This is a genomic window from Hyphococcus flavus, from assembly GCF_028748065.1.
Taxonomy (GTDB): domain Bacteria; phylum Pseudomonadota; class Alphaproteobacteria; order Caulobacterales; family Parvularculaceae; genus Hyphococcus; species Hyphococcus flavus.
This window is the reverse complement of record NZ_CP118166.1, coordinates 1,684,572-1,697,428: the sequence shown is the minus strand read 5'-3', so window position 1 is coordinate 1,697,428 and position 12,857 is coordinate 1,684,572. Positions and strand designations below refer to the sequence as shown.

At 51.1% G+C, this 12,857-nt stretch carries 15 protein-coding genes; 4 read left to right on the top strand and 11 right to left on the bottom strand.

Translation table 11 applies throughout. The features are described from left to right. Positions 1-33: 33 nt before the first annotated feature. The 6 genes from PUV54_RS08295 to PUV54_RS08270 form a co-directional block, all read right to left on the bottom strand. Complete coding sequence (locus PUV54_RS08295) at positions 34-720, bottom strand: CpaD family pilus assembly protein (RefSeq protein ID WP_274495166.1); 687 nt, start codon at positions 718-720, stop codon at positions 34-36. Between the two features lie 13 nt (positions 721-733). Continuing rightward, entirely contained in the window at positions 734-2,191 is a 1,458-nt protein-coding gene (locus PUV54_RS08290; protein ID WP_274495165.1) for a type II and III secretion system protein family protein, read from the bottom strand. 25 nt (positions 2,192-2,216) lie between these two features. Continuing rightward, positions 2,217-2,963 (bottom strand): Flp pilus assembly protein CpaB, encoded by a 747-nt coding sequence (gene cpaB, locus PUV54_RS08285; RefSeq protein WP_274495164.1) that lies wholly within the window; start codon positions 2,961-2,963, stop codon positions 2,217-2,219. A 91-nt stretch (positions 2,964-3,054) separates the two neighbouring features. Next, positions 3,055-3,561: an A24 family peptidase gene (locus tag PUV54_RS08280; protein WP_274495163.1), complete on the bottom strand. Its 507-nt coding sequence runs from the start codon at positions 3,559-3,561 to the stop codon at positions 3,055-3,057. A gap of 143 nt (positions 3,562-3,704) precedes the next feature. Then, positions 3,705-3,875 carry a Flp family type IVb pilin gene (locus PUV54_RS08275; protein ID WP_274495162.1) on the bottom strand — a complete coding sequence of 57 codons (171 nt, stop codon included), beginning with the start codon at positions 3,873-3,875 and terminating at the stop codon, positions 3,705-3,707. Between the two features lie 148 nt (positions 3,876-4,023). Continuing rightward, complete coding sequence (locus PUV54_RS08270; RefSeq protein WP_274495161.1) at positions 4,024-4,755, bottom strand: Crp/Fnr family transcriptional regulator; 732 nt, start codon at positions 4,753-4,755, stop codon at positions 4,024-4,026. 163 nt (positions 4,756-4,918) lie between these two features. Here PUV54_RS08270 and PUV54_RS08265 point away from each other — a divergent pair, with 163 nt between their 5' ends. Beyond that, positions 4,919-5,374 (top strand): pilus assembly protein N-terminal domain-containing protein, encoded by a 456-nt coding sequence (locus PUV54_RS08265; RefSeq protein WP_274495160.1) that lies wholly within the window; start codon positions 4,919-4,921, stop codon positions 5,372-5,374. Positions 5,375-5,407: 33 nt separating this feature from the next. Here PUV54_RS08265 and PUV54_RS08260 read toward each other — a convergent pair whose 3' ends face one another. The 4 genes from PUV54_RS08260 to PUV54_RS08245 are packed head-to-tail and all read right to left on the bottom strand — an operon-like array spanning position 5,408 to position 9,345. Beyond that, a complete protein-coding gene (locus PUV54_RS08260; protein WP_274495159.1) occupies positions 5,408-6,571 on the bottom strand; it encodes an acyl-CoA synthetase family protein in 1,164 nt (387 codons plus the stop codon). 4 nt (positions 6,572-6,575) lie between these two features. Next, positions 6,576-7,424 (bottom strand): aminotransferase class IV, encoded by an 849-nt coding sequence (locus PUV54_RS08255; protein WP_274495158.1) that lies wholly within the window; start codon positions 7,422-7,424, stop codon positions 6,576-6,578. Positions 7,425-7,432: 8 nt separating this feature from the next. Beyond that, positions 7,433-8,002, bottom strand: a complete 570-nt coding sequence (locus PUV54_RS08250) for an anthranilate synthase component II (RefSeq protein ID WP_274495157.1) — start codon at positions 8,000-8,002, stop codon at positions 7,433-7,435. Then, the gene (locus tag PUV54_RS08245) at positions 7,999-9,345 is read right to left on the bottom strand and encodes an anthranilate synthase component I family protein (RefSeq protein WP_274495156.1); all 1,347 of its coding nucleotides are present in this window, start codon (positions 9,343-9,345) and stop codon (positions 7,999-8,001) included. The genes PUV54_RS08250 and PUV54_RS08245 overlap by 4 nt, the downstream gene beginning before the upstream one ends. 142 nt (positions 9,346-9,487) lie before the next feature. On the opposite strand from PUV54_RS08245, the gene PUV54_RS08240 reads away from it, so the two are divergent. Further along, on the top strand, positions 9,488-10,576 hold the full coding sequence (locus tag PUV54_RS08240) for an AI-2E family transporter (RefSeq protein WP_274495155.1): 1,089 nt from the start codon (positions 9,488-9,490) through the stop codon (positions 10,574-10,576). Positions 10,577-10,589: 13 nt separating this feature from the next. Here PUV54_RS08240 and PUV54_RS08235 read toward each other — a convergent pair whose 3' ends face one another. Continuing rightward, positions 10,590-11,486: a hydrogen peroxide-inducible genes activator gene (locus PUV54_RS08235; protein WP_274495154.1), complete on the bottom strand. Its 897-nt coding sequence runs from the start codon at positions 11,484-11,486 to the stop codon at positions 10,590-10,592. 140 nt (positions 11,487-11,626) lie between these two features. Here PUV54_RS08235 and PUV54_RS08230 point away from each other — a divergent pair, with 140 nt between their 5' ends. Beyond that, positions 11,627-12,172, top strand: a complete 546-nt coding sequence (locus tag PUV54_RS08230; RefSeq protein WP_274495153.1) for a peroxiredoxin — start codon at positions 11,627-11,629, stop codon at positions 12,170-12,172. 76 nt (positions 12,173-12,248) lie between these two features. Next, a complete protein-coding gene (gene ahpD / locus PUV54_RS08225; protein ID WP_274495152.1) occupies positions 12,249-12,779 on the top strand; it encodes an alkylhydroperoxidase, AhpD family in 531 nt (176 codons plus the stop codon). The last annotated feature ends 78 nt before the right edge of the window (positions 12,780-12,857 follow it).

Sequence of the window (12,857 nt, the reverse complement as noted above, 5' to 3'; positions counted from 1 at the left end):
CTCCCTCGAGCATTCCCGCTAGAGCTTTCCTAACTAGTTCTGGCCAGATGTTTGAGCATCAATTTCCCCGTCAACTTCTGACGCAGTCACTTGCCCATTCCGGTAAAGTTCGATTGCGCGCACGACAGCTTCTCCATCGCGCGGATCCGTTTCTGCGGGAGCGATGAGATCGTGCGGATCTGCAATCATCGCCGCATAATTATTCATGGTCGCACAGCCCATATTCGGGGTGCGTAGGTTCTTATACTGGCGACTACGCATGCCCTGCCATACGCCACACGGGCTTGGCGTCGCCACATATCGCGTAAAAGAAATAATGACGTCGTCACTGGAAGCGTCGCCAGTACGATACGTTGCACCGTGAATTGCCGACCACGGGACGCCGGCATCGTGCATCGCCTTTCGGATATCTGCAGATGCTTCGTGCCCGTCATCATCATTTCCAGCGCCTGAAGGGCCCGTGACTGTTAATGGCCCGTGGCCGTTATTGAGGTATGAATCAACGAAAGAACGAAGTCGTGCGCGATCCAGATTCGACAGATCAGTCGTGGTCGGGTCAGCAGATATTGTCAGCGTTACAACTTGTCCGTCGACAGCAATGGGATGCGCTTCGGCAATCGTCATAGCGTCTTCCGGCCCATTGAACATACCGCCTGCGCAACCCGCTGCCAAAAACGATGCGGCGGAAAGAAGCGTAACTTTCAAGATTTTAGCAGTCATGACGTCTTTCCTATCAATCAAGAATGAAACCCATCGGCCCTTGCAGTGACGCTTCATTTACGCCGGCGCCGGCAAGACCGTAGGTGTTGACGATTTTTCCAAACAGAATTGTTTCCGCATCACTTGCAGGCACGAAGCCTTTGGTTGGATCAAGCAAATTGGATTCATGTGTTGGGTTTACGAGATACGGGGTTACGATAATTACGAGTTCTGTTTCGTTATTCGTATAATTCCTGCTACGGAATAATTGACCCAGGACCGGCAAGTCCTTGACGCCAGGAACGCCCTCAATGGTTGAACGCATGTCTTCTTGTAGCAGCCCAGCCATTACAAGACTTCCACCAGAGGGTAGTTCCACTACTGTGTTTGCGCGCCTGACAGAAAGGCCCGGAATAGAGAGGCCTGCTGTCGTGATCAGATTTCCATCTTCATCCACCGTAGTGGCGCCTGGAACGAAAAACGCATTCTCAGTTGTAATTTCGCTCACTTCCGTCGAAATTTTGACGTTGATGCGGCCCTTGCTTAGAACAAGTGGTGTAAAGCCCAACCCAACGCCAAACTCTTTAAACTCGATAGAAATGACGCCATCGTCCTGACCAACCGGAACAGGAAACTCACCGCCAGCCAGGAACCGTGCAGACTCACCGGAAACAGCTGTGAGATTTGGCTCAGCCAGCACCCTTATCAGTCCGTTTGATTCGAATGCCTGCAGTGAAGCGTCAATACGCTGAAGGTCGCCTGTATTCACCTTTGTGCCGGACAACCCAATACCACCATTCGTGGCAATGGAATTAGCCGCCGCGAAGCTGAAAGCTGCATCAGAAAGCTGTACCGTTCCTGTCGTGGAAACGCCTAACTGCTTTAATAGCTGGCGCTGCATTTCAACGATACGAACCTTGAGCATCACTTGCTCAGGGTCGCGGATCGCCACCATGTTGATGACGTTTTCTGGATTTCCTACGAACCGCGCGGCCAGTTCGGTAGCATTGGCAGCTTCGCTGGCGGATTGCGCTGTGCCACGCAAGATTATGTTGTCACTAACAACTTCAACCTCGATGCGAGCATCGGGCATAACGCGGCCGAATAGCTCCTTTAGCGCATCAACATCACGCTCAACTTGAATTTCCAGATTGAGTATCTGACGACCCTGGTTGTCGAAGAAAAAAGCGTTCGTCTGGCCAGTAGTCAGCCCCAATAAATAAACACGGCGCGGGGAGCGAACGACAGCATCAACCACTGAAGGCTGAGAGACCAGCACATCAGCTGCACCTCTAGGCAATTCTACGATCGCCGCCTTGTTGAGGGGCAAAATTATACTTTTCGACACAGCGCTCTCGCCACCCATATCGATACTGACGGGGTAAGCACCGCGCTGCGCCATCGCATCACCCGAAATCGACAAAGATATCGTTCCAGCAATTGCGCCCACCAACATCCCTGTGGATTTTAAGGCTTTAGATAGGATAGGCATCACAACCCCCTGGTCAAACTTTTGCTTACGAGCGCCCATAGCGAATCACACTCACATTTGATGAACGCCGCTCAGTAGCCTGAATATCGTTTTCAGGTTTAAAGATGCTGCGTAATACTAGATTCAAGGATCCCGCACCTCGTGCAGAGGTAAACGCTTCCGCGTCATTGGGTGACAGCTCTAACGTGACATTGGAACCATCAATGTGGGAATTCTCAGTATTTTCCGAATACGTTGTATTGACTGCCAGCACGCGAACGTTTTCAAAAATCGTTCTGGCTCCGCCCTCGCGACCGTCACGCCCAGCAGCAAACAGAATATCAACTCGGTCACCTGGAAGAATAAACCCGCCCGAAGATGTTTCTGGGGAAACACGCAATGTAACCGCACGCATGCCTGGCGCTAAAATTGCCGCCATCAGGCCTGACGAACCCGCCTTGACGATTTTTGCGTTTACAATTGGCTCACCAGCGACGATCAAAGATCGAGCAACGGCGCTTTCCAGCTCTTCGCGAGCATCAGTCGTTTCTTCAGTGATAAAATTCGGTTGCACGGCTTTTTTCGGCCACGCAATCCATCTTGTATCCTCGAGGGTCAACCGCTGACCTCGTTGAATATTATTGCTTGAAACGAGGACGCGAACAGTTTCTTCGCGAACTGGTTCGACAATTTGGACAGGCGCAATTTCCGTATCATTGCCAAGCATCAGGAAAAACGCCGCAGCGCCAGCAACCAATGCCACGCCCAATATCGCTATTCTACTTACATTCATTTTGACCCTGCCTGACTATTACCGTGCCCACACAGAACTTGTTCGGCCTTATGGTGAGCGAAACTCCTCAAAACTCTGTTAACCGAACCTGTTAACCGCCAATCACCAATTGGAAGAAAGGCGTTTGTGAAAAACTAAGGAGTCCGCCAGCAGCAATAGCGACCGCATAAGGAAGATCCTTTTTTCGCTGATGAAGACGAATTAACCAGGGCGCGTGGGCATAAACTGGCAGCACCGGCAATTTCCTGAACATGCCCATGGCGATCGCAAGAAATATCCCTGCAACAGCCGTATTGAAGAGAAATATCCCGATACTACTGAGCCCTAACCACGGCGCCGCTGCTGCAAATAGCTTTGCATCGCCGCCGCCAACGATCTTACCGGCAAACAAGGCGAAACCGACCGTCAACGCCGCTGCGCCAAGAAGCGCACCCTCAACCAATACGCTTGCGCTGGCGCCGACCGCCAGACCGGCCGCCGGATATACTGCGACGAGTATAATTGAGAGCCAATTCGGAATTTTGAATTCGTATATGTCGTTCGCCGCTGCTATTAAAAGAGCCGCAGGAAATACAGACAAAAGAATATACGCGATCACGCTATCAGCTCCGGCCAAATTCTTATCGAAACTAAACAGCGCGTTCTTAATGTTCCGTTAGACATAAACAAAAAAGGAGACCGATTGGTCTCCTTTTTCGTAGCTTGACGCTTCAGCGGCGAAAGTAACGCCGTGAAACGAAATTATTCAGAGCTCAGTTCGGTATTGATGTCGCCGAACGTCGTGCTGAGCGTACCGCCAACAGCGCGAACTGCAGCGATAATAGCAACTGCGATAAGCGCAGCGATAAGGCCATATTCGATAGCCGTAGCACCGTCTTCGTCAGCTTTAAAACGCTTGATAAGAGCTTTCATTTGTCGACTCCTGCTTACTCTCTTTACTTGCACCGCTGAAGAAGAATCTCCCCTTCAGGTCGCACCATCTTCCTCATCAGTCGTAAAAAAACTATAAACAGAATATATTTTTTATCTGTATGCGTATTATGCTTAACACGGATTAACTCTAACTCGCCAGCTGATTGAGGCGCGACATGTCATTTACAATGAGGCCAGGATAATCCCTGTGCGCGACACCCTCTTGGATCAGCGCTGCAACTGCGCCTGCGGCAGCGGCTTCATCAACGCCAGCCTGATCGGCAAGCTCACGGTGCTTGGGCATTTTCTCGATCCGCCAGAGACCGTCGACAGGATCGCGGGCAACGCACTTTAACAACGCAGCGTAAACACGTTGCTCTGGCGCGGCCTGTGTGGTCTCAATATTTAGGCGGTGAGCCGCTAATTTCTGTGCAAGGTATATTGCTATATTCCTCATCAAAGATGGGCGGCCGCCCGCTAACGACTTGAACTCTGCAGCATCCATGACGACGATATCGCATTCCGTCGCCGCATTTACAGCGATTTGCTGAAACATTGCCTGATCAATTTCAGCCATAGCAATCTCAAGGCCGAATATTTCTTGTTCATTAACTTCTTCGATGATCATCGCGCCGGTCTCACCATCAGTGATGGACACACGCAATGAGCCAGAGAGTACAATCAGGAATTCTCCGCCATCATACTGACCGAGCGAAAAGACAGTCTGACCAGCGCCATAGGACTTGCGTTCGCTTTTTTCGGACAGCAATGAAAGCACCGGTCCGGGCAAACCCACAAACGGGGCTGTCGCACCTAGCGCATTGGCAATATTATCGTCAGAAATTGTAGGATTTGTCGAATTTATAGTAGCAGCAGACATCTCACACTCCACCAGTAAGAGGTGATTAACAGCGCGCCTTTAAGGCCAGGTAAAATTTTCGCCTGCAAATTCTCGCTGTTAATAGAAATACAGCTCGATCCTTTAAGCTTTCTTTGACACCTGACGAATAGGGTAAAAGAAACCTAATTTAGAGGACAATCCCATGCGCAGGATTTTCGCCGCCGCCATTGCATTTGTTAGCCTCAGCCAAACAGCTGCCGCTGAACAATTGTGGCTTACTATGGATCAGGTCAGGCCGTACAAGCTAGATAACCCCGCACAAAGCATTGTCGTCGGCAACCCAGCCATTGCTGATGTAACCGTTCAGGACAATACGAATGTGCTTCTTTTCGGCAAAGCGCCGGGCCTTACCAATATCTATGTTTTTAATGAGCAAGGCGAAGCCGTTAAAAACTTGATTATTCGCGTTCGCACACCAAGCGCAGATATGCTCACTGTTCACCGAGGCGTAGCTCGCACGACATACAACTGCACAACGAATTGCGAAGCAACAGTGACTGTCGGTGACGACAACACCACCTTTCAAGGTGTAGCCGCGCAAGTACAAAATAAATTTAGCCAGGCTACGTCGCTCGCGCAGGCCGACAAAGAAAATTAGACTTTAACTAAACCCGTACGCCTCGGTTCCAAGCTAGGCGGCAGGAGTTGATTCAAAGTTGTAAATTTGCGGGCGCTCTTGCTGCCGCAAGTTTGACTTACACCACGCGTCAATCTCTCGAGCAGTTTTTTCATTCGGCAGCGCGCTGTTCTTAAGTACAATATGTGCGATCAGTCTGCTCGCCCCGTCACTTCTTCGCCCGACCAGAACGCGGCAACTCTCTATGTGGTGGTGTTCCTCCAAAGTCTGCGCCACAGCTTCAGGAAATACATTCACGGCGCCGATCTGAACGGCGCCATCGCGCCGGCCTGCCAAACGGAAACTGCTAGGGCCAACCCAGGTTAAAATATCCATGGACTGAACTTCGCGCGAAGTTCCATCCGGTTGAGTACGCTTTAGGCCATCACCGTCCCTACCCCAATGATCAAAGAGGACAAATGCATCTCCGGGTGTATCTCGCCATGCAATCAATCCTGTTTCCGTCGATCCATATAACTCCCGCAGCACGCCAAACCCGCTGTTACGCATCTCAATAGCTAGATCGGGCGTCATTGGCTCCCCAAACGAGACGGCCAAAGTGTTATCAGGCGCTTTTAATCGTTCCTGCATCATGTAACGCCAAAGAGTTGGCGTAGCGACGAGCACATCCCCGAACAAAAGGTTTTTCGATAACGATTCCGGCGTCATGCCGCGCGCATCAATCGTCTCAATGCCCAACAAGTTCGGCGTTAAAATTGAAAGTTCAAGTCCAAGCAGACTGTGCGGCGCAACAAATGATAACAATCGCCGGCGACCGTAAAGAATGTTCGCAGCGGCCGCTGCATCCTGAAAGATCTCATCTGCATTATGAATGAATGCGCTGTCTTCTGCATTCCGAGCTGCCGGCTTAAACGAAAACCGTTCCAACCGCTCGACAACCCCTTGTTTAATCAACGCAGACCAATCATCAAGGCGGATTGCGTCAGGGTGATTCAGGTATTCGTCATTTAATCCAAAAAACTGCGCGACGCGTTGTCCGCAATACTTTTTTTCGTCTGGCGAGAGTGATGCCCCTCCCTGCCCAAGCAAAACAGCACCATTCCAGGAAGCTGCCGTCAAAAAATCGATATGCCTATTAAATCGTCTTGAAAGCTCATCAGCGACGGCCGCACCTACGATCCGGGAAATCTGATCTTGGGAAAGAGAAAATGACTTCAAAGCCCTACTCGCCACATAATTCTCGATTCACCTCGGCCTCATAACACGATTTGAGACCACTCATAACGTCTTGCCGAATTGTTTTTTCAGGTGATGCGTCAAGCCTTCCTGGGAGTATCCCTATGAGGCTATTCGTCAAAAATATGTCGCATCCGTTCAGATCGGAAACCGAGAGTTTTGTCTCAATCACGTCAATTCCCAACTGACGCGTGCAACGAAGCAGAACTGCTCTCGTGACGCCCCTCAGAGCGCCTTCTCCTAAGGCTGGCGTCAGCAAAGTTCCTTCATTGCTAATAGAAAAGATGTTGGCGGCTGCTGCGCAAGCAATTCTGCCTTCGCTGTTGAGCATGATCGCTTCATCAGCATTTTTCTCTGCAGCTTCAGCTTTCGCCATGACGTTGTCGAGATAGTTTAATGTTTTATGATGAGACGTAACGCTGTGCTCGGATCTACGATAGCGGCTAACCATCAAACGAGCGTAGGCGCTATTCTGTGGCTTAAGTTCACTACAAGTAATCAGCAGTAATGGCGCCGGGGTGACCGGGAGCGCAAGCCCCCGCCTTCCTACACCGCGAGTAAGCGTAATTCTTATCGATGCTTCCTTGTCGTCAAAATTATTGTAAGAAACCAATGAGGCAATAGCGCTTAAAATTTCAATATCGTCGTAGGGAACAGACAGCTTTAACGCCAGCGCGCTCGCTCGCAGCCGCTCAAGATGTTGTTTCAAAAAAATGGGTTTGCCCTTGATCACGCGCAGAGTTTCAAAAAGACCATCGCCGAGCAAGAAACCTCTATCTGCGATATGAAATTTTTCCTGATCTCGGTGAACCGCACCATTTAGCCAATACGCCATGAGCAAACTCAATTCTTACAGAAATCTAGAAAGTTCGATATTAACGCCTTTCCTTCAGGCGTGAGTAAAGACTCGGGATGAAACTGAACTCCAAACCATGGCCGTTCTGGGTGCGCAACCGCCATCAATTCTCCGTCACTACTAGAAGCGGTCGCCACCAAGGGACTCTGAGTGTGCGGAACGCCGATTAATGAATGATACCTCCCAGCCAGCATCGGTGATGGAAGGCCTTTGAAAATGCCGGCGCCATCATGACGGATCTCACTGGCTTCACCATGCAATGGATAGCGTGATCTCAATGTATCACCTCCACAAGCCTCGATCAGGCATTGGTGCCCCAGGCATACGCCAAGCAATGGCGTTTCCGGGTTAAGCGCCTCCAGGAGTTTAAGCGACAAGTGGGTATCAGTTGGACGTTTTGGCCCAGGAGAAATAATCACGCCGTCAGGCTTCATGGCGAGGCATTCTTTTACAGTGATTGCATCGTCGCGCAGCACAGTTGTATCGAATCCAAGCTCACGCACATATCGAGCCAGATTGTGGACGAACGAGTCGTAATTATCGATGATGAGAATCACAGTGTCATATTTTCACTGAAACCTAACGCCGCAAGCATGCTTTTAGCTTTGACCAAGGTTTCCTTATATTCTTCCACCGGATCCGACCGCAACGTGACGCCGCCGCCGACAGGGATCGTGACTTTGCCACCCTCAACCATAAGCGTGCGAATAGCGACCGCGAAATCAGCGTTGCCCCGATCATCCATATATCCAATTGCGCCGCAGTAAGGGCCGCGACCAACTCGTTCCACTCTAGCAATAGCCTTCATCGCTTCAAGTTTCGGGGCCCCTGTAATGGAACCGCAAGGAAACAGGGCCGCGAATACATCAGAGAAAGAAACATCAGGTCTGAGCGCACCGCTGATCCTGGAAACAAGGTGATGCACGTTCGTGAGACTCATGAGATCACAGATTGCATCCTCACTTATCGTCCCATCTATGCAAATTTTAGACAGATCATTCCGCAATAGATCGGCGATCATTATGTTTTCAGCTCGATCTTTCGGATCATCCAATAATTCTTGAGCGTATCGCTCATCTTGGCGTAGCGTCTGGCCGCGCGGCCGCGTGCCTTTAACCGGTTCTGTCAGAATATTTCGCTCGTCATTTTTAGCATGAGTGATTTGAAAAAACCGTTCTGGAGAATTTGAAACAATCGAACCGTTTGGAAGCTGTAACAGCGCGCTGAAAGCGGCGTCGCTTTGAGACGCGAGTTTCTGAAACAGCTTAAACGCTTTTATGCTTTCAGTTCCAACACATTCTATCCGCTGTGAAATGTTCGCCTGATAGTAGTCTCCATCAAGTATATTTTCGATAACCCCGGAAACCGCAGCCATATAGGCATCTCGCGTAAAGTTTGAATTTTGCGCCAGAAACTGCGGTAGGGCAGCGACGTGAGTGAGCGACGATTCGCCCAGGCTATCAGCCAATCGCTGACACGCCGTTTTACTGACGCCCGCAACATAAGCGCTTTTTTCCCTACGCGAGAACAATGCAGCCGCATCATAGATGCCCAAGGATAGTTCTGGGAAACCATATGGCGATGGCGGGAGACTTAGCGTCGGTTCAAAAATACTGGCGGTCTCATAGCCGACAAGACCCAAAATACCCGAGATGAAAGGCAGCCTCGCCACAGTTGGTTTGGGCGCCGTTTTACGTTGCTCTAATACTTTGTCGATTTTTTGAAACAGATTCCCAGAGCCAGCCCCTGGCTCAATAACTTCAGACGGGAAAGCGGCGATAACCGTCCAATCGGCTGTGCTGGAAAGCTGACCCCCATGCAGCAAATGAGCGTAAGGCTCGCCCGCCAATGGAGCAAACGCCGAGACCGGATCCCGCCACTCTATATCTTCTATGAACATGCGCGCTCTCCTAGCCGTGCTTTGGCTCGAGGGAAAGCGCTAGGGTTCAGAACTTGCCCATCCTCTGGCGCGAAATAACAAATCGCTTTAACCGCCGGGAAGCAGTTGGAGGATGTTGATGGCGCAGGAGTCAGGTCAAAGCATGGCCAGGACCTTTTACGGCCTGGCGATCGCCGTGCTCATCGGCTTTATCGCCTATATCGGGCGCAGCGTGATCATCCCATTCGTCGTGGCGGTTTTCCTATGTTTTCTGATTTTCACCCTAAAGGAAAACGTACGCCGTATTCCCGTGGTCGGCAGGTACATGCCTGACTGGGTCGGCTATATGTTCGCGTTCGCACTGATCGGCGCAGGCATGGTTCTGTTTGTCGAAATCATCAGGTCGAATGTCGAGACCCTTCTGAACGCCTGGCCAAGTTACGAGCAGAGGCTTAGGGGGCTTGCCAGCGACCTCATCGCTTTTTTCCGCACCATGGATTTTCTGCCGCAGGAATTGCTCGGTAGCGTTGCACAGATTCAGCAATCTGCGCTCGACCTTATCCGCCCTCTTCTCTCACAGGTAGCTGGCAGTTTGCGATCAATCACGTCGAACTTCCTGACATTCATTACTGTTTTTCTCTATCTCGTTTTTATGCTGATTGAACGAGGCAAGATATTCAAAAAAATAAGCCTTCTTGGCGCTGACGAGAGCGAGCGTCGGGTTATCAATGAAACCATCGCGGATATCGGCGTGCTTGTTCGCCAGTATATAACCGTCAAAACCATGTCCAATCTCGTGACCGCCAGCATCAGCTACATCATTATGCTGATCATTGGCGTTCAGTTTGCCGGTTTCTGGGCGTTGCTGATTTTCGTATTAAACTACATTCCGATTTTTGGCGCCGCATCCGCCATCACATTGCCTGTTCTGTTGTCCCTTGTGCAGCCCGATGGCGGCGGCGTCAGGATGGCGGCCATTGCAGCGGTCAGTTTGATAGGCGCCGAACAGATAATGTCTAATGGCATTGAGCCGCGCATTGTTGGGCGCTCTTTGAACTTAAGCCCGCTGGTTATTCTTTTCTCACTTGGCGTCTGGGGTTCGATCTGGGGCTTTGCAGGTCTGCTGTTAAGCGTGCCGATTACGGTGACCGTTATGCTCGTCTTAACGCAATTTCAGTCAACGCGACCTATCGCCATTATGATGTCGGACAAGGGTGACATTGCCGAGTTGAAACATTCACCTGTAGGCTGATTATTAAGAGCACTTAGTTCAGAGCTGTCTTTATCGTTTCCGCCAAAGCCTCTGCTTCTTCCCGACGTCCTGAACCGCGCCGCCAGGCAATGCCAATTTTTCGCGAAGGTACGGGCTTGGTAAATGGAATAACTTTTAGTCCCGTGCTTTTCGCCAATCCTTCCCGCACCGCCATATCGGGCAACAAGGTGGCGCCAAGACCAGACTTGGCCATTTGCGCTAAAGTAAACAGGCTTGTGCCGCCAAAAGATGCCGCCGCATCTCGATCCCGCAATTCACATGCATCGATTGCATGTTCGCGCAAACAATGCCCGTCCTCAAGAAGCAGCAGTTCGCATCCCTTTATATCGTCTCGTCGCAAAGACTTTTTATCAGCTAGCGGATGATCATTAGCGCACGCGAACCAAAAAGGATCGTCGCTAAACTCGAAAGAATCGAGACCCGGCAGGTCATATGGGAACGCCAGAATAGCGGCATCGATAAGGCCGGCTGCCAAACGCTCGGCCAGTGTCGCGGTCAAATCCTCTCGCAAATAGAGTTGCAGTTTCGGATATGCCTTCTTGAGTGCTTTTGCGGCGCGAGGCAGCATGAAGGGCGCGATAGTCGGAATAATGCCAAGGGTAAACGGACCTTCGAGCGGATTGCGACCGCTGGCTGACCTGACAAGGTCTTCGGCACCGGCGAGAAGCGCCGGCGCGCGCTTCGCCACTTCTTCGCCAGCAGGCGTCAATGCAAAAGCGCGCGTTGAGCGATCCACCAGCTGTTGCGCCATCAACGCTTCCATTTCCTTTATCGCTGACGAGAGGGTCGATTGGGAGACGAGGCAGTCCTCAGCCGCCTTGGAAAAGGATTCTCGGCGCACCAGCGCCATAAAAAACTGCAGCTGGCGCAAAGTCGGTAAGGGGGTCATTTTGCTGGCCTTTTTCTGATCGATATAGTCGATATTATTCAGAAATATAATCTATTTGATTAATTTTCCAAGAGCGCTATGTATGCATTGCGTTCGATAAAGAACGCCAGAGATTCACATACACCTTAAAGGAGATACGCATGTTAGGCGTCGGCGATAAGCTTCCCGATTTTTCTGTAGTAGGCGTCAAGCCGGGCTTTAACGCTCACGAGGAAAACGGCAATTCTGCGTTCGAAGACATTACGCAGGACAGCTTTTCCGGCAAATGGAAAGTTATATACTTCTATCCAAAAGATTTTACTTTCGTTTGCCCGACTGAAATTGCCGAGTTTGGCCGGCTTGCAAAAGAGTTCGAAGATCGTGACGCCGTCGTCATGGGCGGTAGTTCTGACAACGAGTTCTGCAAACTTGCATGGCGCCGTGATCATCCGGATCTCGACAAGCACCCGGCATGGCAATTTGCCGATACGACTGGATCGCTGATTGACGGACTTGGTATTCGCGCGCCTGAAGGCGTAGCGCTTCGCGCAACGTACGTCGTCGATCCGCACAACGTCATCCAGCATGTTTATGTAAACGGTCTTAATGTTGGTCGTAACCCTCAAGATACGTTGCGCGTTCTAGATGCGCTACAGACGGATGAGCTTTGCCCGTGCAACCGTCCGATTGGCGGCGACACGCTTTAACGTAACGAAAACATGGGCGCGCGCGGTTAATTAATGCGCCGCCGCGCCCTTTTTGTATCCATAAAGGAGATAATTCATGAGCATCGACGCTCTCCGCGATCAGATCCCTGACTACGCAAAAGACATTCGCCTCAATCTCGGCACGCTGGCATCTGAAACGACGCTCTCAGATCAGCAAAAATGGGGTTCGTTTCTGGCTTCCGCTCTCGCCTCCGGTAATGCGGACGTAATCAAGGCGGTATCGGCCGAAGTTGAAGACAAATTGTCGCCAGAGGCAGTCACAGCCGCCAAGGCTGCAGCGGCGATCATGGGCATGAACAACATTTACTATCGAGCCACGCACCTGATGTCGGAAAAGACCTATTCAACGCTCCCAGCGAAACTGCGCATGAACGTCATCGGTAATCCCGGCGTCGACAAAGTTGATTTCGAGCTTTGGTCTCTCGCCGTTTCAGCCGTCAATGGTTGCGGCATGTGCCTCGATTCGCACGACAAAGTTGTTCGCAAGGGCGGGCTCTCTACGGATCAAGTGCAAACAGCGCTTCGCATCGCCGCTTCCGTTCATGCGGCGGCTGCGGTGCTCACAGGTGAAGCAGCGCTAAACTAGAATCGCGGGTCTGCACCCTCTCTCTCCCCCGCAGACTGGCGTGATGCGCGGGCCGGCGTTAAGCTGGTCCGCGTTATT

Coding starts and splice junctions, on each gene's coding strand:
- PUV54_RS08295 (WP_274495166.1), bottom strand. CDS start 720: ATGACTGCTAAAATCTTGAAAGTTACGCTTCTTTCCGCCGCATCGTTT.
- PUV54_RS08290 (WP_274495165.1), bottom strand. CDS start 2,191: ATGCCTATCCTATCTAAAGCCTTAAAATCCACAGGGATGTTGGTGGGC.
- cpaB (WP_274495164.1), bottom strand. CDS start 2,963: ATGAATGTAAGTAGAATAGCGATATTGGGCGTGGCATTGGTTGCTGGC.
- PUV54_RS08275 (WP_274495162.1), bottom strand. CDS start 3,875: ATGAAAGCTCTTATCAAGCGTTTTAAAGCTGACGAAGACGGTGCTACG.
- PUV54_RS08270 (WP_274495161.1), bottom strand. CDS start 4,755: ATGTCTGCTGCTACTATAAATTCGACAAATCCTACAATTTCTGACGAT.
- PUV54_RS08265 (WP_274495160.1), top strand. CDS start 4,919: ATGCGCAGGATTTTCGCCGCCGCCATTGCATTTGTTAGCCTCAGCCAA.
- PUV54_RS08255 (WP_274495158.1), bottom strand. CDS start 7,424: ATGGCGTATTGGCTAAATGGTGCGGTTCACCGAGATCAGGAAAAATTT.
- PUV54_RS08245 (WP_274495156.1), bottom strand. CDS start 9,345: ATGTTCATAGAAGATATAGAGTGGCGGGATCCGGTCTCGGCGTTTGCT.
- PUV54_RS08240 (WP_274495155.1), top strand. CDS start 9,488: ATGGCCAGGACCTTTTACGGCCTGGCGATCGCCGTGCTCATCGGCTTT.
- PUV54_RS08235 (WP_274495154.1), bottom strand. CDS start 11,486: ATGACCCCCTTACCGACTTTGCGCCAGCTGCAGTTTTTTATGGCGCTG.
- PUV54_RS08230 (WP_274495153.1), top strand. CDS start 11,627: ATGTTAGGCGTCGGCGATAAGCTTCCCGATTTTTCTGTAGTAGGCGTC.
- ahpD (WP_274495152.1), top strand. CDS start 12,249: ATGAGCATCGACGCTCTCCGCGATCAGATCCCTGACTACGCAAAAGAC.